The organism is Caballeronia novacaledonica (genome assembly GCF_900258035.1).
In the GTDB taxonomy this organism is placed as follows: domain Bacteria; phylum Pseudomonadota; class Gammaproteobacteria; order Burkholderiales; family Burkholderiaceae; genus Caballeronia; species Caballeronia novacaledonica.
The window spans coordinates 22,374-42,280 of sequence record NZ_OGTP01000001.1; the positions used below are offsets into that span (position 1 = coordinate 22,374).

The 19,907-nt window shown below is 65.3% G+C and carries 15 protein-coding genes; 11 read left to right on the plus strand and 4 right to left on the minus strand.

Annotation, left to right across the window (positions count from 1 at the left end):
* Positions 1 to 58: 58 nt before the first annotated feature.
* Positions 59 to 517, plus strand: coding sequence for an HU family DNA-binding protein (locus NOV72_RS00100; RefSeq protein WP_106852559.1), 459 nt, complete (start codon positions 59 to 61; stop codon positions 515 to 517).
* Between the two features lie 113 nt (positions 518 to 630).
* Here NOV72_RS00100 and NOV72_RS00105 read toward each other — a convergent pair whose 3' ends face one another.
* A complete protein-coding gene (locus NOV72_RS00105) occupies positions 631 to 1,530 on the minus strand; it encodes a LysR family transcriptional regulator (protein ID WP_106852560.1) in 900 nt (299 codons plus the stop codon).
* Positions 1,531 to 1,646: 116 nt separating this feature from the next.
* Here NOV72_RS00105 and NOV72_RS00110 point away from each other — a divergent pair, with 116 nt between their 5' ends.
* Entirely contained in the window at positions 1,647 to 2,390 is a 744-nt protein-coding gene (locus NOV72_RS00110; protein ID WP_106852561.1) for an SDR family oxidoreductase, read from the plus strand.
* 7 nt (positions 2,391 to 2,397) lie between these two features.
* Here the strand turns inward: NOV72_RS00110 and NOV72_RS00115 are convergent, their stop codons facing one another.
* A complete protein-coding gene (locus NOV72_RS00115) occupies positions 2,398 to 3,972 on the minus strand; it encodes a 3'-5' exonuclease family protein (RefSeq protein WP_106852562.1) in 1,575 nt (524 codons plus the stop codon).
* Between the two features lie 130 nt (positions 3,973 to 4,102).
* Here NOV72_RS00115 and NOV72_RS00120 point away from each other — a divergent pair, with 130 nt between their 5' ends.
* Positions 4,103 to 4,969, plus strand: coding sequence for a proteasome-type protease (locus NOV72_RS00120; RefSeq protein ID WP_106852563.1), 867 nt, complete (start codon positions 4,103 to 4,105; stop codon positions 4,967 to 4,969).
* A gap of 97 nt (positions 4,970 to 5,066) precedes the next feature.
* Here NOV72_RS00120 and NOV72_RS00125 read toward each other — a convergent pair whose 3' ends face one another.
* Both NOV72_RS00125 and NOV72_RS00130 read right to left on the minus strand, forming a co-directional pair.
* Positions 5,067 to 6,236 carry a porin gene (locus NOV72_RS00125; protein ID WP_106852564.1) on the minus strand — a complete coding sequence of 390 codons (1,170 nt, stop codon included), beginning with the start codon at positions 6,234 to 6,236 and terminating at the stop codon, positions 5,067 to 5,069.
* A gap of 330 nt (positions 6,237 to 6,566) precedes the next feature.
* Entirely contained in the window at positions 6,567 to 7,892 is a 1,326-nt protein-coding gene (locus NOV72_RS00130) for a YihY/virulence factor BrkB family protein (protein ID WP_106852565.1), read from the minus strand.
* Positions 7,893 to 8,117: 225 nt separating this feature from the next.
* Here NOV72_RS00130 and fdnG point away from each other — a divergent pair, with 225 nt between their 5' ends.
* From fdnG to NOV72_RS00175, 8 genes are all read left to right on the plus strand, one after another.
* Complete coding sequence (fdnG, locus tag NOV72_RS00140) at positions 8,118 to 11,186, plus strand: formate dehydrogenase-N subunit alpha (protein WP_146149928.1); 3,069 nt, start codon at positions 8,118 to 8,120, stop codon at positions 11,184 to 11,186.
* Between the two features lie 10 nt (positions 11,187 to 11,196).
* On the plus strand, positions 11,197 to 12,141 hold the full coding sequence (gene fdxH, locus NOV72_RS00145) for a formate dehydrogenase subunit beta (protein WP_106852568.1): 945 nt from the start codon (positions 11,197 to 11,199) through the stop codon (positions 12,139 to 12,141).
* Positions 12,128 to 12,778, plus strand: a complete 651-nt coding sequence (locus tag NOV72_RS00150; protein WP_106852569.1) for a formate dehydrogenase subunit gamma — start codon at positions 12,128 to 12,130, stop codon at positions 12,776 to 12,778. The genes fdxH and NOV72_RS00150 overlap by 14 nt, the downstream gene beginning before the upstream one ends.
* 91 nt (positions 12,779 to 12,869) lie before the next feature.
* Positions 12,870 to 13,844 (plus strand): formate dehydrogenase accessory protein FdhE, encoded by a 975-nt coding sequence (gene fdhE, locus NOV72_RS00155; RefSeq protein WP_106852570.1) that lies wholly within the window; start codon positions 12,870 to 12,872, stop codon positions 13,842 to 13,844.
* Positions 13,841 to 15,277: an L-seryl-tRNA(Sec) selenium transferase gene (gene selA, locus NOV72_RS00160; RefSeq protein ID WP_106852571.1), complete on the plus strand. Its 1,437-nt coding sequence runs from the start codon at positions 13,841 to 13,843 to the stop codon at positions 15,275 to 15,277. Before fdhE ends, selA begins: the two co-directional genes overlap by 4 nt.
* Positions 15,274 to 17,181: a selenocysteine-specific translation elongation factor gene (gene selB, locus NOV72_RS00165; RefSeq protein ID WP_106852572.1), complete on the plus strand. Its 1,908-nt coding sequence runs from the start codon at positions 15,274 to 15,276 to the stop codon at positions 17,179 to 17,181. The genes selA and selB overlap by 4 nt, the downstream gene beginning before the upstream one ends.
* A 34-nt stretch (positions 17,182 to 17,215) precedes the next feature.
* The gene (locus tag NOV72_RS00170) at positions 17,216 to 19,219 is read left to right on the plus strand and encodes a VTT domain-containing protein (RefSeq protein WP_106852573.1); all 2,004 of its coding nucleotides are present in this window, start codon (positions 17,216 to 17,218) and stop codon (positions 19,217 to 19,219) included.
* A 40-nt stretch (positions 19,220 to 19,259) separates the two neighbouring features.
* Positions 19,260 to 19,889 (plus strand): DedA family protein, encoded by a 630-nt coding sequence (locus NOV72_RS00175; protein ID WP_106852574.1) that lies wholly within the window; start codon positions 19,260 to 19,262, stop codon positions 19,887 to 19,889.
* The last annotated feature ends 18 nt before the right edge of the window (positions 19,890 to 19,907 follow it).

Here is a 19,907-nt window from a genome sequence, read left to right on the forward strand (position 1 = left end):
GAACGCATCGGTGCGAACGTATTCGAATATCACTGACCAAAAAACAGGTAGGAGAAACATGCCGACTTCCGCTAAAACCGCTGCAAAGAAGGCCCCGGCCAAGAAGGCTACGGCGAAGACCGCCGCCGCACCGGCGAAGAAAGCTGCAGCACCGAAGGTTGCCGCGAAGAAAGTAGCCGCGAAGAAGACCACGGGCGCTCCCACGCCGATCAAGGATACGTTCACGAAGGCATCGCTCGCGACGCATCTTGCAGATCGCGCCGCTGTCGATGTGAAGGCTGTGAAGGCCGTGCTGGTCGCACTGGAAGACACCATCCTCGGTTCGATCCACAAGAAGGGCGCCGGCGAATTCACGCTGTCGGGCCTGCTGAAGATCTCCGCGCAAGCCGTGCCGGCGAAGAAGAAGCGCTTCGGCAAGGATCCGTTCACGGGCGCCGAGCGTTGGTTCCCGGCCAAGCCGGCAAGCGTTCGCATCAAGGCGCGCGCGTTGAAGAAGCTGAAGGACGCAGCGGCTTAAGTTTCCTGGCCGGCGTTGCGGCTTCGGTTTCCTTGGCGAAATCGAAGCTCGATGAAAAAGAGGTTAGCTTCCCTTCATTGGGATGCTGGCCTCTTTTGCTTTGATGTTCCCGATCAACCGCGCACGTTGTACGGCGCGAAGACCTCGCTCAACCAGTCCGCGAAAACCCGTACGCGTGCGGAGAGCTGACGGTTTTGCGGATAGAGCACGGAGACGGGCATCGGTGGCGGCGGAAGGTTCGGAAGCACGACTTGCAGACGGCCGTCGGCGAGCGCATCGTCGACGTGATAGCGCGGCACCTGAACGAGGCCCAGCCCCGCGATCGCCGCCTGCGTGTACAGTTCGACGCCCGATACCGAGATCGACGCTTTCAATTCGACGGCCTCGATACGCTCATCGACCGCAAATTCCAGCGGCAGCACGCGACCCGTTGCGCTCGACACGAAGTTCACCGCGCGATGCGATGCGAGCGCTTCGAGATCATCCGGCACGCCGTCACGCGCGAGATACGCGGGACTCGCCACGGTGACTTGTTCGAGCAGCGCGACGCGCCTGCCGATCATCGACGAATCCTGCAACATGCCCGCGCGCAGCACGCAATCCACGCCTTCGCGCACGAGATCGACGAGCCTGTCGTCTTCACCGATATGCAGTTCGATCTGCGCATGCCGTTCGAGAAACGCGGGCAGTCCCGGCATGATGAAGTGCCGCGCGAGCGTGCCCTGCAGATTCACGCGCAACAGACCCTTCGGCTCCGCATGTCTGAACGAGCCTTCCGCTTCCTCGAGATCCGCGATCAGCCGCACGCAGCGCCGATAGTGCTCCTCGCCGTCATGCGTGAGCCGCACGGTGCGCGTCGTGCGTTCGAGCAGGCGCGCGCCGAGCCGCTCTTCCATGCGCTTCATCAGATTGGTGACGGTGGCGCGCGGTATCTGCAGATCGTCGGCGGCCTGCGTGAAGCTATGCCGCTCCGCGATGCGCACGAAGACCTGCATTTCCTGGAATCGATCCATGAGTTCGCGATTGTTGAAGCAACTGGAACGATGATACTAAGCCACGCGCGATGATCGCGGAAACGGAATGATTCATCATGCTTCCCATCGAACGGCCTTTCCTTGAGGAGCACATCATGAGTCAGATCAATACGAAGCGCGTCGCCATCGTCACGGGTGCGTCGCGGGGTATCGGCGCGCAGATCGCGCGGCGTCTCGCGCGCGACGGCTTTTCGGTCGCGGTGAACTATGCGTCGAGCGCGAAGGAAGCGGATGCGCTCGTCGCCGAACTGCGCGACGCGGGAAGCGCATCGATCGCGGTGAAGGCGGATGTCGCCAACGCCGGCGACGTGCGCCGCATGTTCGAGACCGTCGAAGCGCAACTCGGCAAGGTCGATGCGCTCATCAACAACGCAGGCGTGCTGAAGACGATGCCGCTTGCCGACACGACCGACGCGCTCTACGAGCAGACCTTCGGCATCAACGTGCGCGGCACGTTCAACACGCTTCGCGAAGCGGCGGCGCGCATGAACGGCGGCGGACGTATCGTCAATTTTTCGAGCACGACGCTCGCGCTCAACATGCCCGGCTATGCGATCTACAACGCGACGAAAGCCGCGGTCGAAGCCTTCACGCATGTGTTCGCGAAGGAATTGCGCGGGCGCGGCATCACGGTGAACGCGGTCGCGCCAGGGCCGGTGGCGACGTCGCTCTTCCTCGAAGGCAAGACCGACGAACAGATCGCCACGTTCTCGAAGATGCCGCCGCTGGAACGGCTCGGTCAGCCGGACGATATCGCGTCGGTCGTCGCGTTTCTCGTCGGTGCGGATGCGGGCTGGGTCAACGGGCAGGTCCTGCGCGCGAACGGCGGCGTCGCGTGAGAGGCGCTTAGAACAGCAGCGCGAACTGATCGGCGGCGATCGCGCGGGGCTTCTTCATCGCGCGTTTCGTCGGGTGTGTCGCGCTGACGGCAAACGCCGGCGCATCCTGTACGACGAGTTGAAACGCAGGGCGCGCATCGCACGCGATCCAGTCGAGTTGTCCCGACGCGAGACGTTTCGCGATCAGGCTGTACACGTCGGCATCGAAAGGTCGCAGACCGGGCGCGTCGGCGAGCAGCGGAGCGATGTCCGCGCGCGTCGCGCAGGTGCCGATATGGCACCATCGATCGATCACGTGCCATGCCTCGACGCCGGTTTGTTCGTCGCGTTCGGCGATGGCGATCGGCCCTTCATGCGGCCATTTCACGAGGCGCGCGGTGTCGAGCGCGGCAAGCGCGCGCGCCGCGTGATCCGCGAACGTTTCGATTCCCGCACATGAGCCGAGACAGCGTTTCACCTGATAGCCGAAGCAGCCGCGCCCGCGCGACAGCGGCGCTTTTTCGAGTCCGAGCGTCGCGTGACAGAGCGTGTGTTCATCGGCGAGATGGCGCATGAACGCATGCGCCTTCGCCCGCGATGCGAACACGCCGAAGAGATGATCCTCGCGCGACAGATCGCGCCGGTTCGCCTTCACGAGCGCCGGCGCGCTCGCGCCCGGCAGCCACTGCCACGCGCACGTCCCCGAAGCGCCTTTCAGCAGGCGATTGTGCGTCGGCTTCAGTGCCTTCACGAGCTTCGCTTCGAGCAACAGCGCGCCGAGTTCTCCGACCGTCTCCCGGCATTCGATGCGGCGGATGGCCTGCGAGATCGACAAGTCCTTCTGAAGCCTGTGATCGCCCGAGAAATGGGCCGCGACGCGCTGTTTCAGGTTGATGCTCTTGCCGACATAGAGCGGCACGTCATCGTCGCCGTGAAAGAGATAGACGCCGGGCGTCGATGGCAGCGCGTCGAGCGCGCCTTCGGGCAGCGCGGCGGGCAGGCTCGCGCGCCGGACCAGCGTTTTGATGGCGGCATCGACGAGATCCTGCGAATAGAGCGCGTGAATCTTCTGCCAGAACTGCCACAAGAGATCGGCATCGGCGAGTGCGCGATGGCGTCCTTCGGGCGCGAGATTCAGCCGCGCGATGAGCGCGTCGAGACCATGCCGCTCGACCGACGGAAAAAGCGCACGCGATAGCCTCACCGTACACAGCGTATCGGCGCGAAACGCGATGCCCGCGCGCCGGAATTCGTTCTTGAGAAAGCCGTAGTCGAAGCGCGCGTTGTGCGCGACGAAGAGCTTGCCATGCAGACGCTCGGCGAGCGCGGGCGCGAGCGATTCGAAGCTCGGCTGGCCGCGCAGCATCGAATCTTCGATGCCGGTCAGGCGCGAGATGAACGGCGGCACCGGCACGCCCGGATCGACGAGCACGCTCCAGCGCTCGATGCCCGCCGTGCTCGCCTCGACCACGCCGATTTCGGTGATGCGGTCTTCGGTTGCGTTCGAGCCCGTGGTTTCCAGATCGACGAACACGATCGGGCGCGCGAGTGCCGCGAGCAGGGCGTCGGCGAGGGAATCGGGTTCGTCGGACAGGTTGAGCATGAGCGGGAGTCTAGCGCGAAAAGGCGGCACAGCTCATCGGCTGTCGTTCGAAAGCGATCGTCGAACGTTGGATGCGACGCGCGGTCGCCCTCAGTACAATGTGGGTTTGTTCGCTTCAGGATTGATTGACATGACTTATTGCGTGGGCATGTGCGTGGACGAGGGACTCGTGTTCCTGTCCGACACGCGCACCAACGCCGGCGTGGACCACGTGAGCGCCGCGCGCAAGATGGCTGTTTTCGAGCAGCCCGGAGAGCGCGTGCTCGTTCTGCTCGCGGCCGGCAATCTCGCGCTGACACAGGCGGTCACGCATCTGCTCGCGGAGCCGGGCGATCCCGACGCGCCCGCGCTTTACAGCGTCCCGACGATGGCGGAAGCGGCGCGCATCGTCGGCGACGCGGTGCGGGAAGTGCATCGCCGCGACGCAACGTCGCTCGCGGAATTCAGCGTCGACTTCAATTGCAGCTTCATTCTCGGCGGACAGATCTGCGGCCAGCCGCCGCGTCTTTTCATGATCTACGCGGCGGGCAATTTCATCGAATCGACGCGCGTGTCGCCTTATTTTCAGATCGGCGAATCGAAGTACGGCAAGCCGATCATCGATCGCGTCATCACGCCCGCGTCGCCGCTCGACGAAGCCGCGAAGTGCGCGCTCATCTCAATGGATTCCACACTGCGCTCGAATTTGTCGGTCGGTCTGCCGCTCGATCTGCTCGTCTACGAAAAAGATTCGCTGCGCGTCACGCGCTTCGCCACGCTCGACAACAACAGCGCCTACTACCAGATGATCAACAAGACCTGGGGCGAGCGTCTGAGGCAGCTTTTCGGCGAAATTCCGAACCCTTCCTGGACCGAACTCGACAACGTTCCGCTGCGCCCGCGCGAAACGCGCAGCACGGTGCCGCGGCTCGTCATCGGCGATCTGCCGTGTCCGGGTGCGCCCGCGCAGACGCTCGCGGAAGACGTCGATCAGAAGGGCAATACGCCGCAACAGTAGACGCCAATAAAAAACAGCCATCGGAAAACCGATGGCTGTTCGAGGGTACCGCGATCCTCCCGACGCAGCACTTGCGTGCCGCGCCAGTCGGTTGTTCTTAGAACTTGTGGCGCAGACCGATGATCACCAGTTCCTGGTGGCTGCGGCCGCTGTCGAAGCCGAAGTCGCTGATCGAAGCCGTTGCATCGACCTTCGATTGCGAACCGTCCGCGTTGGTCACGCGCTGCGAGCCGCTTGCGTGCTGATACGCGCCGACAGCGTAGACATCCGTACGCTTGGACAGCGAGTAGTCGGCGCCCAGGCTGACCTGGTGGTAGTTCGCCGAAGTGTCGCCGCTGGCGTGCGTGTACGTGTAGCCCAGGCCGAGCAGGGTCGCCGGCGTCAGCTGGAAGTTCACGTAACCGTTGCCGACCTGATACTTCTCTTGCTCGCCGAACGACGAGAAACCGTCCGGCTTGTATTGCGCGAAGCTATACGATGCGCCGACCGTGAACGGGCCGAACACGTACTGGCCTGCGCCGCGTGCGATGCCGACCGCCTTCGACGACGCGTAGCCGCCGTTGATGATCGAGTTGAACAGCGAATCCGACGACGGGCTGTTCCACGTGATCACCGAGCGATTCGCCGACGGCTGGTTCACGTACAAGTAGCTGGCCGCGATGGAGAACGGACCGTTGCCGTACGTCGCTGCGCCGCCCCAGGTCTGACCTTGGCCGGTCGTGCCCGCCAGGTTGCTGAAGCCGTAGATGCCTTCGAACTGGAAGCCCGAGAACACCGGCGAAACGTACTTGACGGCGTTGCTCACGCGCAGGCTGTTGTCGTAGTTGTCGACGTCGCCCGGCGTTGCGAATGCCGCGCCCCAGTAGTTGTCGCCCGTGAGGCCCTGAACCATGTCGACGGACGGGTCATATTGACGACCCAACGTGACCGTACCCCACTGGTTGCCGCTCAAACCGACGAACGCTTGACGACCGAATTGGCGGCCGCCCTGGTTCAGACGGCCGGTGCCCGGATCGAAACCGTTTTCCAACTGGAAGATTGCCTTCAGGCCGCCGCCCAGGTCTTCCTGACCCTTCAAGCCCCAACGCGGGCCGGAGAGCGTGCCGTTGATCATGCCGAAAAGGTGATCGCCGTCGGCGTTAGCATGGCTCACATAGCCGAGACCGGTATCGATCACGCCATACAGCGTAACGCTCGTTTGTGCTTGCGCCGCGCCTGCTGCGCCGAGCAGCGCCAGCGAGAGGGACGTCAGTGCGATTCGTTTCATCGAATTCTCCACGCGAATGATTAAAATCGTTGTTGCCGGCGCAGAGAATAACGCAACGTTTCGTAACTTAAGAAACGAAAAAATATTGACTGTCTCGAAAAACACACACTCGGATGTCAAGCCCGCCTGTAAAGGGTCTCCGGCGGTCTAAAGGACGAATTTTGGGAGACAGGCGTGTCTTGAAAAAGTTCCGCGTGCAATCAGGCATTCGAATCGGCGATTTTTAGCGCGGATATTCGATTACGCCCGATTCAAATAACAAAACGCTTTCTCGACGCCTGATTTTTCGGATTCGATGGACAGCCGGGTTGTGTCGCGCGAAGCCGGTTTTCAGAAGTTCGAATCGTGTTGTCGAGCGGCATCGCGCCGGGACAAAAGCGCGACCGCCATGCCCGCGCCCGCCGCGAAGAGCACGGCGCGCCACGGATGCCGCCGCACCACCGCGTTGGCGTGCGACGCCTTGCGGCCGGCGCCGACCATCGCGAGCGCGGTGACACGCGTCGCGGTCGATTCCGCGCGCGCCAGCTTGCGCGACAACTCCAGCGCCCGCGCCACCGCCGACACCTTTTTGCGCGCCTGTCCCGTCAGTTGTTGTGCATGCTGTGCGCGCGCGCCGATCGCGCGTCGCGTGCTCGCCGGCGTGACCGGCGCAGCGGGCGCAACCGGCGCAACCGCCGAAACGCTCGCGGCCACCGGCGCGTCGGTGCGCGTCGAGGCGGCGAGCAGCGAGCCGATCTTCGCGCGGCTTCCCGGCGGCACGCGACCATTGTCTTGTTGTCCCCACGCGCCGCGTGGATCATGCAAACGCGCGCGCGCCGCCGAAAACTCCGCCGCGAGCAGCAGCACGGCGGCCGAGAAGTAGAGCCACATGAGCAGCACCGCGAGCGAACCCGCCGCGCCGAAAGCGCTCGCGGTGCCCGCGTGCGTCAGATACACCGCGAACAGCTTCTTGCCCGCCGAGAACAGCAGCGCGGCGACAAGCCCGCCGACGAGCGCATCGCGCCACTCCACCGGAGCGTCGGGCAAGAACTTCAGCAGCGCGCCGAACGCGACCGTGAGAATCGCCAGTCCGACGGCAAGCTGCACGACATCCCCGACGATCACGAACGGCGAATTCGCCCACAGCCACATGCCGACCGCCTGAATCGCGGTGTCGAGCACGAGCGAGACGATCAGCAGAAACGCGACGCCCAGCACGAGCCCGAACGAGACGAGCCGCACGCGCACCATCGCCATGACGCTCGAGCGCTGCTCGCCGCTCATTGGCCAGACGATATTGAGCGCCGTATTGAGCGATGAAAACGTCGCCGACGCGCCGATCGCCAGCAGCGCGAACGAAATGATCGCCGCGATGCCCGTCCCTCCGCTGCGATGCGCGTTCTCGACGATGCTCTGCACGCCCGAGGCCGCCTGATTGCCGATGAGTCCGTTCACCTGATGAAAGAGCTGACCACGCGCGGCTTCCGGCCCGAAGACCCAGCCGGCGACGGCGATCACCATGACGAGCGTCGGCGCGAGCGAGAACGCCGAGTAGAAGGCGATGCTCGCGGCCATCGCGGCGCAGCGGTTTTCCGAGAACTGCTTGAGCGCGCCGAGCACCCAGGACGCGTCCTTCTTCACGACCGCTTCGATCTTCTGCGTGGACACGGAACTCATGACGACCTCTCGATTCGATGATGGAGCGCGGATGCCCGGCGACGTTCATCCGGTCGAGCACGTTCCATTCCAGAACATGCCGGTTCAGGCGCGCGACTTGCTGAAGGAGCGACGCTCGCGCGGCGCAAGGCGGCATTGGTGCAAACACCGTGTCAACCTGTCTGCGCGATGTAATCGGGCACCATATACTCTAGAAACCCACTTTACGACGCGCCGAGGGCAATCATGCTCCAGATGTCACGGCGACAGTTCCTCAAGGTCTCTGCAAGCACGCTGGCCGGTTCGAGCCTGGTGGCAATGGGCTTCTCTCCGGCACCCGCGCTCGCCGAAGTCCGGCAATACAAACTGTCGCGCACCACGGAAACGCGCAATACCTGCCCGTACTGTTCAGTCGGGTGCGGCATCCTGATGTACGGCCTCGGCGACAACGCCAAGAACGCCAAGGCGAGCATCATCCATATCGAAGGCGATCCGGATCATCCGGTCAATCGCGGCACGCTCTGCCCGAAAGGCGCCTCGCTCATCGACTTCATTCATAGCCCGAGCCGGCTGCTGTATCCCGAGCATCGCGCGCCGGGATCGAGCGAGTGGAAACGCATGTCGTGGGAAGAGGCGCTCGACCGCATCGCCGTGCTGCTGAAGGAAGATCGCGACGCGAACTTCGTCGAGACCACGCCCGACGGCAAGAAGGTCAACCGCTGGCTGACCTCGGGTTTTCTGGCGGCGTCGGCGGGCAGCAACGAGGTCGGCTATCTGACGCACAAGACCGTGCGCAGCTGGGGGATGCTCGGATTCGACAACCAGGCGCGTGTCTGACATGGCCCGACGGTGGCAGGTCTTGCCCCGACGTTCGGCCGTGGAGCGATGACGAACCATTGGGTCGACATCAAGAACACGGACCTGATTCTCGTGATGGGCGGCAACGCGGCCGAGGCGCATCCGTGCGGCTTCAAGTGGGTGACCGAGGCGAAGGCGCATCGGCGTGCGCGGCTCATCGTCGTCGATCCGCGCTTCACGCGGACCGCATCGGTCGCGGATTTCTACGCGCCGATCCGCACCGGCACGGACATCGCGTTTCTGGGCGGCGTCATCAACTATTTGCTCACGAACGACAAGATCCAGCACGAGTACGTGAAGAATTACACGGACATGTCGTTCATCGTGCGCGAAGACTTCTCGTTCAAGGACGGCTTGTTCTCGGGCTACGACGCGGAACATCGCAAGTACGACAAATCGAGCTGGGACTACGAACGCGGCGACGACGGTTACGTGAAAACCGATCCGACGCTGCAGCATCCGCGCTGCGTCTACAACCTGCTCAAGCAGCACTACGCCGCCTACACGCCCGAGATGGTGACGAAAGTCTGCGGCACGCCGACCGACAAGTTCCTCAAGGTCTGCGAGATGCTCGCGACGACCGCCGCGCCGAATCGCGCCGGGACGATTCTCTATGCGCTCGGCTGGACGCATCATTCGGTCGGCGCGCAGATGATCCGCACGGGCGCGATGGTGCAGCTTCTGCTCGGCAACATCGGTATCGCGGGCGGCGGCATGAATGCGCTGCGCGGGCATTCGAACATTCAAGGTCTGACGGACCTCGGCCTGATGTCGAACCTGCTGCCCGGCTACATGACCCTGCCGATGGAAGGCGAACAGGACTACGAGGAGTTCATCAAGAAGCGCGCGGCGCAGCCGTTGCGGCCGAATCAGTTGAGCTACTGGAAGAACTATCGCGCGTTCCATGTGAGCTTCATGAAATCGTGGTGGGGCGACAACGCGACGGCCGACAACAACTTCGGCTACGACATGCTGCCGAAGCTCGACAAGTCCTACGACATGCTGCAGGTCTTCGAGCTGATGGCCGCGGGCAAGATGAACGGCTATATCTGCCAAGGTTTCAATCCGCTCGCCGCCGCGCCCAACAAGGCGAAGATCGGGCTGGGCCTGTCGAAGCTGAAGTGGCTCGTCGTCATGGACCCGCTCGCGACGGAAACGTCGGAGTTCTGGAAGAATCACGGCGACTTCAACGATGTCGATTCGTCGAAAATCCAGACCGAAGTCTTCCGCCTGCCGACGAGCTGTTTCGCGGAAGAGCGCGGCTCGCTCGTGAGTTCGTCGCGCGTTCTGCAATGGCACTGGCAGGGCACGACGCCGCCCGGCGAGGCGCGTAGCGATCTGGAGATCATGTCGGGCCTGTGGCTGCGCATGCGAAAGGCTTATCAGGAAAAGGGCGGCAAATATCCCGATCCGATCCTGAAGATGACGTGGCCGTATGCGGACCCGGCGAGCCCGACGCCCGAAGAGATCGCGATGGAGTACAACGGCCGCGCGCTCGCCGACGTCACCGATCCCGCCGACAAGACCAAGGTGCTCGCGAAGCAGGGCGAGCAGCTCGCGAGCTTCGCGCAACTGCGCGACGACGGCTCGACCGCGAGCGGATGCTGGATTTTCTGCGGCGCGTGGACGCAGGCGGGCAACCAGATGGGCCGTCGCGACAACTCGGACCCGACGGGCATCGGCCAGACGCTCGGCTGGGCGTGGGCGTGGCCGGCGAACCGGCGCGTCCTGTACAACCGCGCATCGTGCGACGTGAACGGCAAGCCGTTCGATCCGTCGAGAAAACTCGTCGCATGGAACGGACGCGCGTGGACGGGCCCGGACATCCCCGACTTCAAGGCCGACGAGCCGCCGGACAAGGGCATGAGCCCCTTCATCATGAACCCGGAGGGCGTCGCGCGTTTCTTCGCACGCGACGGCATGAACGAAGGGCCGTTCCCCGCGCATTACGAGCCGTTCGAAACGCCGCTCGGCTACAACCCGTTCTTCCCGGACAACAAGGCCGTGACGAGCAATCCGGCCGCGCGCGTGTTCGCCGACGATCGCGCCGCGTTCGGCACCGCCGACAAGTTCCCGAACACCGCGACGACCTATCGCCTCACCGAGCACTTCCACTACTGGACCAAGCACGCGCGCCTGAACGCGATCGTGCAGCCGCAACAGTTCGTGGAGATCGGCGAGGAGCATGCGAAGGAAGTGGGCGTCGTCGCGGGGGATCGGGTGAAGGTGTCGAGCAATCGCGGGCATATCGTCGCGGTGGCGCTCGTCACCAAACGCATCAAGCCGTTGACCGTGGAGGGCAAGAAAGTGCACACCGTCGGCCTGCCGCTGCACTGGGGCTTCAAGGGCCTCGCGCAGCCGGGCTATCTCGTCAACACACTCACGCCTTCCGTGGGCGACGGAAACTCGCAGACGCCCGAGTTCAAGTCGTTCCTCGTGAAGGTCGAGAAGGCATAAGGGGGACGAGATGGCTCTGCAATCGCTCGATATCAAACGTCTCTCGGCGACGACCGTGCCGGAGACGCAGATACGCGCGCCGGTGACGGGCGCGGTGGCGAAACTCATCGACGTGTCGAAGTGCATCGGCTGCAAGGCGTGTCAGACGGCCTGCATGGAGTGGAACGATCTGCGCGACGACATCGGTCACACGACCGGCGTCTACGACAATCCGCGCGACCTCACGGAGCATTCGTGGACGGTGATGCGCTTCACCGAATACGAGAATCCGAAGGGCGACCTCGAATGGCTGATCCGCAAGGACGGCTGCATGCATTGCGAGGATCCGGGATGTCTGAAGGCGTGTCCGTCGCCGGGCGCGATCGTGCAGTACACGAACGGCATCGTGGATTTTCACGAGGAGAACTGCATCGGTTGCGGCTATTGCATCACCGGATGTCCGTTCAACATTCCGCGGCTCTCGAAGGAAGATCATCGCGTGTACAAGTGCACGCTCTGCTCGGATCGCGTCGCGGTCGGACAGGAGCCCGCGTGCGTGAAGACGTGCCCGACCGGCGCGATCATGTTCGGCACGAAAGTGGACATGATCGCGCAGGCCGAAGAGCGCGTGGAAGATCTGAAAGAGCGCGGTTTCGAGCATGCCGGTCTCTACAATCCGGCGGGCGTGGGCGGCACGCACGTGATGTACGTGCTGCATCACGCGGATCAGCCGGAGCTGTATCACGGGCTCGCGAGAGACCCGCACATCAGCCCGCTCGTGTCGATCTGGAAGGGCGTGACGAAGCCGCTCGCGATGGTGGGCATCGCGCTGGCGGCGATCGCGGGATTCTTCCATTACACGCGCATCGGCCCGAACGAAGTCAGCGAGGAAGACGAACTCGAAGCGCACCGCGAAGCGGAAGAGGTGCGGCGCAGCCGGGAAGGCGGACAGGAGCGGACAGATGAAACACGATAGCGAACTGCGTGACGTGAAGGGACATCGGCTGATCGTGCGCTACACGCCGAACGAGCGCAGCAATCACTGGATCACCGCGATCACCTTCGTGCTGCTCGCGCTCTCCGGCCTCGCGATGTTCCATCCGTCGATGTCATGGCTCTATGCGATTTTCGGCGGCGGTCAGTGGACGCGCATCCTGCATCCGTTCGTCGGCTGCGTGATGTTCATCTCGTTCCTGATCCTCGCGCTGCGCTTCTGGCATCACAACTATCTGGATAGGAACGACATCCAGTGGATGAAGCAGGTGAACGACGTGCTCACCAATCGCGAGGATCGTCTGCCGGAAATCGGCAAATACAACGCGGGGCAGAAACTGCTGTTCTTCGTGATGGTCGCGAGTCTCGTGCTGCTGCTTCTGAGCGGCATCGTGATATGGCGCGCGTACTTCGCGTTCTATTTCCCGATCACGGTCATACGCATCGCGTCGGTCGTGCACGCGGCGACGGCGTTCGTGCTGATCGTGTCGATCATCGTGCATATCTATGCCGCGCTGTGGGTGAAGGGATCGATCGGCGCGATGACGCGCGGAACCGTCACGTATGGATGGGCGAGGAAGCATCATCCGCGGTGGTTCAGGGAGACGATCGGGAAGTAGGGGGCGCGTCGCGGCGCGTGGGTTGCGGTCCATTTCATATCGAATTAGCTGCTATCCTTGGCCGACCGCCCATCCCGCGAGGAAACCTCCCGTGGTCCAACGCATAGTCGAAGCCGCGCGAATCGAATCGCTCGATCCATCGGCGATCCCGCGCTTGCGCATGCCGGAACGCGCCACGATCTTCGCCGCGCGCGCCGCGCGTCTCCTGCAACTCGCCGACGCGAGCAATCCCATCGCCGGTTATCTGCGCCTGATGGCCGCGCTCGCCGACGCCCAGCAGCGCGTGCTCGCGACCTTCAACGCGCCGATGCCCGCACGCGCATCGATCGAACTGAATCAGCGTCATTCGATGCCGATCGTCCCCGCGCTCACGGATTCGCGCGATCCCGCGTGGCGCGACGTGCTCTTCATGCTGCTCGACGGCGTCGAGGCCGCCGGCGCGCTGACGCCCGCGCTGACAGAGCTCGTCGGCCGCCTGCGCGCACTCGACGCCGCCGCGCTCGACAATCAGGCCGATGCGATCCTCGCGCTGCGCTTCGCCGAGATCGACCCGGCCGCCGCGCCCTTCGTCGCGGCCGCGCTGCAAGTCGTGTGGACCGATCTCGCGAGCCGCATCGACACGAATGACGTGCCCTATCTCGACACGCCCGGCGTTTGCCCGGTCTGCGGTTCGGTGCCGGTGGCGAGCATCGTGCGTGTCGGCGGCGCGTACGACGGCTATCGGTACGCGCAATGCGGCCTCTGCGCGACGGAGCTTCACGTCGTCCGCGCCAAATGCACGAACTGCGATTCGACCAAAGGCATCGCCTATCACGTGATGGGCACCGGCGAAGAACCCGCCGACGAGCAAGCCGCGAAGGCCAAGAGCGCGCCGCTCAAGGCGGAGTCGTGCGACGAATGCGGCACGTATCGCAAGATCGGCTATCAAGAGAAGGCCTACGATTTCGAGCCCTACGCCGACGATCTCGCGAGCCTCACGCTCGACCTGTTGATGGGCGAAGCCGGCTATCGGCGCGCGGCGCCCAATCCGTGGCTGTGGCCCGAACATTCGGAAAACGACCGATGACCGACGTCAAAGGCGGCGATGGCGGCGAACTGCGCGCATTGATGGCTCGTGTGCCGTCGGTCGAGCGCGTGCTGGCATCGGCGGAATTCGAAGCGGCGATCGCCGCATACGGGCGCACGCAGACCCTCGCCGCATTGCGCGAAACGCTCGACGCATGGCGCGCCGACGCGCAGGCAGGCCGCGCATCCGTCGATGCCCTGAGCGATGCGCAACTCGCGCGCACCGTCGGCGCATGGCTCGCAAAGCGCGCGCGAAGCAGCGTGCGCAGCGTCTTCAATCTGACGGGCACGGTGCTGCACACCAACCTCGGCCGCGCGCTCCTGCCCGACGAAGCGGTGCGCGCCGTGGCCGACATTCTCACGCGGCCGGCGAACCTCGAATTCGATCTCGACACGGGCGCGCGCGGCGATCGCGACGATCTCATCAACGGACTGATTTGCGAGCTGACGGGCGCAGAAGCCGCGACCGTCGTGAACAACAACGCGGCGGCCGTGCTGCTCACGCTGTCGGCGCTCGCATCGCGCAAGGAAGTGATCGTGTCGCGCGGCGAGCTCGTCGAGATCGGCGGCGCGTTTCGCATTCCCGACATCATGAGCCGCGCGGGCGCGAAGCTGCGCGAAGTCGGCACGACGAATCGCACGCACCTGAAAGACTACGACGAAGCCATCGGCCCGAAGACCGCGCTGCTCATGAAAGTGCATTGCAGCAACTACGCGGTGAGCGGCTTCACGAAGGAAGTGACGCTCGCGGAACTCGCGCCGCTCGCGAAGGCGCGCGGGCTGCCCGTCGCGATGGATCTCGGCAGCGGCACGCTCGTCGATCTCGCGCGATGGGGCTTGCCGCGCGAAGCGACGGTGCGCGAGACCGTCGCGGCGGGCGCGGATCTCGTCACGTTCAGCGGCGACAAGCTCCTTGGCGGGCCGCAGGCGGGGCTGATCGTCGGGCGCCGCGAGCTCGTCGCGAAGATCAAGAAGCATCCGCTGAAGCGCGCATTGCGCGTCGGCAAGCTGACGCTCGCGGCGCTCGAAGCCGTGTTGCGCCTGTATCGCGCGCCCGAAACGCTCGCCGAACGTCTCACGACGTTGCGCCTTCTCACGCGTCCCGCCGATGCGATGCGCGTCGCGGCCGAACGCATCGAGCCTGCGTTGCAGAATCTCGTCGGCGATGAATTCGCGGTCAGCGCCGAGCCGATGTTCAGTCAGATCGGCAGCGGCGCGTTGCCCGTCGATGTCCTGCCGAGTTACGGACTCGCCGTGCGTCTCGCGAGCGGCAAGCGGCCGGGCGGCGCGCTCAACCGCATCGAGAAACGGCTGCGCGAACTGCCGCGTCCGGTGCTCGGGCGCATCGCGGACGGCGCATTGCGGCTCGATCTGCGCTGTCTCGAAGAGGCCGATGAAGCCGCGTTCATCGCGCAACTGGAAGCGCGCGAATGATCGTCGGCACGGCGGGGCACATCGATCACGGCAAGACCACGCTCGTGCGCGCGCTGTCGGGCGTGGACACCGATCGCCTGAAGGAAGAGAAGGCGCGCGGCATATCCATCGAACTGGGCTACGCCTACGTGCCGCTGGACGGCGGCGGCGTGCTCGGCTTCATCGACGTGCCCGGACACGAGAAGCTCGTGCACACGATGGCGGCGGGCGCATGCGGCATCGACTTCGCGCTGCTCGTGATCGCCGCCGACGATGGCGTGATGCCGCAAACGCGCGAGCATCTCGCGATCCTCGAACTGCTCGGCGTGACGCGCGGCGCGGTGGCCGTGACCAAGTGCGATCGCGCGGACGCAGCGCGCGTGCGCGACGTGCATGCGCACATCGCAGCGCTGCTCGCACACGGCCCGCTACGCGACGCGCCCTTGTTCGACACCGACGCAACCGAACCCGCCGATGCAGGCGTCGCCGCACTCGACGCGCATCTGCGCGACGCCGCCGCACACTGGCGCGCGCGCCGCGACGACGGCTTTTTCCGGCTGGCGGTCGATCGCGTGTTCACGTTGACGGGGCAGGGCACCATCGCGACGGGCACGGTGTTCGCGGGGCGCGTGAACATCGGCGACATGCTGGCGCTCGCGCCGCGCGAACCGGGCGGCGCGAGCGTGCGTGTGCGCAGCATTCACGCGCAGAACCGCGCTTCGCAGACGGGCGGCGCGGGCGAGCGCTGCGCGTTGAATCTCGCGGGCATCGACAAGGATGCGCTCGCGCGCGGCGACTGGATCGTCGATACGCGGCTCGCGCGTGCATCCGGGCGAATCGACGTCGAACTAACCCTGCTCGACGACGCGCAACTCACGCTCACGCACTGGGCGCCCTTGCATGTGCATCTCGGCACGACGCACCGCGTCGCGCATGTCGCGCTGCTCGAAGCCGACACGCTGACATCGGGGCACGCCGCGCGCGTGCAGCTCGTCTTCGATCAGGCCGTTTGCGCGCTGCCCGGCGACCGCTTCATCGTGCGTGATGCGCAGGCGAGCCGGACAGTCGGCGGCGGGCGCGTGCTCGATCCGTTCGCGCCCGCCCGCAAGCGCCGCACGCCGCAACGCCGCGCGTGGCTCGACGCGCTGGCCGCGATGCTGGACACGGGCCGCGCCGATGTGCTCTTCGACGAGGCGCCGTATGGCTTGCCGCGCTCGCTGATCGAACACCTGCTCGGACGATCGATGTCGCCGGAAGGCCTGCGCGCGGTATCCACGCACGACGACACGCTTTACCTTGCATCGCGTCATTGGGACGCCATGAAAACGCGCCTCTTCGACGCACTCGCCGCATTCCACGAACGTTTTCCCGACGAACAGGGCCCCGACGCCGCGCGCCTGCGCCGCATGGCCGCGCCGCTCGCGCCCGACGCGCTGTGGCGCGCGCTCGTCGAAGATGCCGTGGCGAACGGGTCGATCGCGAGAAGCGGGCCGTGGCTGCATCTGCCGACGCACGCGGTGACGCTCGACGAACGGGAGGAAACGCTGGCGCGCGCGGTGCTCGCATCGCTCGAAGCGGGGCGCTTCGAGCCGCCCTGGGTGCGCGATCTCGCCAACGCGCACGGCATCGGCGAGGACGAGATGCGCCGGCTGCTCAAGAAGCTCGCGCGCCGTGGCGACGTGTATCAGGTCGTGCGCGATCTGTTCTATTGCCGCGCGTCGATCGGCGCGCTGGCGCAACTCGTCGCGCAACAGGCGCACGTGCAGGGCGGCGCGGTCGGCGCGGCCGCCTTCCGCGACGCGAGTGCGCTCGGCCGCAAACGCGCGATACAGATTTTGGAGTTCTTCGACCGGGTTGGGTACACTCGATTCCACCGCGACCTTCACCTGTTGCGCGGCGATAGCCGCTGGCACGAGTCCGTCTGACGATTGCGTGTCTTGGCGCCTTCGGCTGATCACGATGGAGCATTCCTACTTCAAGCTGCTGCACCTCTTGTCGGGCCACCCCGAGTGGGCGCTCGCCGTGGTGCTGCTCGCCTCGTTTCTCGAATCGGTTGCGTTCATCGGCACCTTCGTGCCGGGCAGCACGGCGATGTTCATCGCCGGTGCGCTCGTCGGCGCAGGCGCGCTGAATCTCGGCTGGGTATTCGTCTGCGCGATCGTCGGCGCCGTCGCCGGCGACGCCGCGAGCTTCTGGTTCGGCCAGCACTATGCGGACAGAATCGCGCAGATGTGGCCGTTTCGCGCGCATCCGGGCGCGCTCGTCGCCGGTAAAAAGTATTTCGATGCCCACGGCGCGAAGAGCGTCGTGCTCGCGCGCTTCGTCGCGCCGATGCGTGCGGTCGTGCCTGTCGTCGCCGGCGTGACGGGCATGACGCCCGCGCGCTTTCTCGTCGTCAACATTCTGAGCGCGCTCATCTGGGCGCCGACGCATATCCTGCCGGGCGTCGTGTTCGGCGCGTCGATCGAGCTGGCGGGCGCGGTGTCGATCCGGCTCGTCGTGATCCTGATCGTCGTCGCCGCGCTCGGCTGGATCGTGTTCAATCTCGCCAGCCTGATCGTTTCGCACGCGATGCGCTGGAGCATCACGTCGCGAGACAGACTGCTCGCGTGGGCGCAAAGGGGCAGCGCCCTGCCTGCGCGGCTCGTGTCGCGCGCGCTCGATCCGGGCAATCCGGCGACCGGCCTCATCGTGACGATTTCGGTGCTGCTGCTCGTCTCCGCGATCGTCTTTTTCTCGGTGCTCGCGAATGTCGCGCGCGGCGCATCGATCGTGCAGGTGGATGTGTCGATTTACCGGCTGCTGCAATCGTTCCGCTCGACGTGGGCCGATTCGATCCTCGACGGCGCCGCGACGCTCGGCAGCACGCAGACGCTGCTTGCGCTCGGCGCGATGGTCGTCGTGTGGATGAGCTTCGAGCGGCGCTGGCGCACGGTCATGTACTGGCTCGTGGCGGTGGCGTTTTCGCAGTTGCTGGTCGCGGCGATCCGCTTCACCGCGCACGAGCCGGTGCTCGTTTCCTTCGCGCCGACGGAGCACAGCTTTCCGAGCAGCCACGTGGCGGCGACGGTCGTGATCTACGGCTTCCTCGCATTTCTCCTGCTGCGGCGCGTGGGCTTGCTGACGGGCGTGTTCATCGCGACGGCGACATCGGCCATCGTCACGGCGGTGGGCGTCGCGGGTTTGTATTTCGGCCGCTTCACCATTTCCGATGCGCTCGGCAGCGCGGCGCTCGCGGCGGCGTGGGTCTTTCTGATCGCGCTCACGGCCGTGTGGCGCAATCCCGGCAAGCCGACACCGCGTCCGCTGATGCCCATTGCCGTGCTGGCCGTGATCTGCGCGAGCGTCGCGCTGCAACTGAGCGACGACACGGAGGCGCACAGCGCGGCGCCATCGACCCTCGTCATCACGCCGATTCAGTGGACCGATACGGTGTGGCGCACGTTTTCGTGTTATCGGGCGAGCATGGAGGGCGATCGCCGCGAGCCGATCACCGTGCAATGGGCCGCGACGCCCGAGCAGATTCGCGCGCAGTTGATGTCGCGCGGCTGGACCGAGGTCTCGCACGTGAGCCTGAAAAGCGTGATGTCGGTGGTGATGCCGAATGCGCCCGCCATCGAGCTGCCCGCGCTGCCGCGCCTGAACAACGGCGAGCCGTCGAAGCTCGTGTTCGCGCGCTCGATTCGCGGCGCCGACGAGCGCGACGTGCTGCGCTTCTGGCCCACGCATTACGCGGTGCGCCAGGGCGAGGCCGCGCCGCCTGCGCCGATCTGGCTCGGATCGATCGTGCACGAGCGCTTGCGGCGTCCGTCGTGGCCGTTCAACGTGCTGCGGCCGGACCGGCGCGTCGATCCGATGGCCTTCGATCGCGGCGAGGGCTCGCCGTGGCGCGGCATCGAAATTGCGAGTAGCGCGGGGTGTGGAAGCGTGCCGGTGATGCTCGTCGAGTCGAGGTCCGAATGAGATTCCGATCGATGCGTCGCAGGCGATCGAGAGGTGCCGATTGATCCAGATTCCGCCGTCGGCGATCGTGCAATGGGGCAGCGCGGCCGTGTTCGCGAACGTCCTCCTGACGCGCCTTGGCGTGCCGCTGCCGTCCGCGCCGCTGCTCGTGTTCGCGGGCTCGGCGGTGGCGAGCGGCCGATTGTCCTTCGCGCACGTGCTGTTCGCGGCGCTGTGCGGCGCGCTGCTCGGCGACAGCGTGTGGTTTTCGGCGGGGCGCATCTACGGGCGGCGGCTCGTCGCGGCGCTGTCGCGCAGATCGTATGCGGTCGATAGCGGCATGCGCACGACGGGCGAACTGTTCGAGCGTCACGGCGCGCCGATCGTCGCGGTGTCGAAGTTCGTGCCGGGGCTCGGACTCGTCACGCCGCCGCTGATGGGCACGACGCAGATCGCCGTGCTCGCGTTCTTTTTCTGGGACACGGCGGGGATCGTCGCGTGGGCGTCGTTCTGGCTGCTGGGCGGCGCGCTCTTCGAGCGGCAACTGCATCTCGCGGTGCTCGCGCTCGAATCGCATGGCGCGACGGTCGTGGATGTGCTCGTCGCGGCGGCGGTGCTGTATTGCGTTTACCGGTTGATGCGACGAAGACCGCCGCGTTCGCGTTCACATCCACGCGATGGCACTGGCTGACGACGCGCCGCTATAATC

What these genes read in the sequence shown, in the direction of transcription:
- NOV72_RS00125 (WP_106852564.1), bottom strand. Translation starts at nt 6,236, where the DNA reads ATGAAACGAATCGCACTGACGTCCCTCTCGCTGGCGCTGCTCGGCGCA.
- NOV72_RS00120 (WP_106852563.1), top strand. Translation starts at nt 4,103, where the DNA reads ATGACTTATTGCGTGGGCATGTGCGTGGACGAGGGACTCGTGTTCCTG.
- NOV72_RS00130 (WP_106852565.1), bottom strand. Translation starts at nt 7,892, where the DNA reads ATGAGTTCCGTGTCCACGCAGAAGATCGAAGCGGTCGTGAAGAAGGAC.
- selB (WP_106852572.1), top strand. Translation starts at nt 15,274, where the DNA reads ATGATCGTCGGCACGGCGGGGCACATCGATCACGGCAAGACCACGCTC.
- NOV72_RS00170 (WP_106852573.1), top strand. Translation starts at nt 17,216, where the DNA reads ATGGAGCATTCCTACTTCAAGCTGCTGCACCTCTTGTCGGGCCACCCC.
- fdxH (WP_106852568.1), top strand. Translation starts at nt 11,197, where the DNA reads ATGGCTCTGCAATCGCTCGATATCAAACGTCTCTCGGCGACGACCGTG.
- NOV72_RS00100 (WP_106852559.1), top strand. Translation starts at nt 59, where the DNA reads ATGCCGACTTCCGCTAAAACCGCTGCAAAGAAGGCCCCGGCCAAGAAG.
- selA (WP_106852571.1), top strand. Translation starts at nt 13,841, where the DNA reads ATGACCGACGTCAAAGGCGGCGATGGCGGCGAACTGCGCGCATTGATG.
- NOV72_RS00105 (WP_106852560.1), bottom strand. Translation starts at nt 1,530, where the DNA reads ATGGATCGATTCCAGGAAATGCAGGTCTTCGTGCGCATCGCGGAGCGG.
- NOV72_RS00115 (WP_106852562.1), bottom strand. Translation starts at nt 3,972, where the DNA reads ATGCTCAACCTGTCCGACGAACCCGATTCCCTCGCCGACGCCCTGCTC.
- NOV72_RS00150 (WP_106852569.1), top strand. Translation starts at nt 12,128, where the DNA reads ATGAAACACGATAGCGAACTGCGTGACGTGAAGGGACATCGGCTGATC.
- NOV72_RS00110 (WP_106852561.1), top strand. Translation starts at nt 1,647, where the DNA reads ATGAGTCAGATCAATACGAAGCGCGTCGCCATCGTCACGGGTGCGTCG.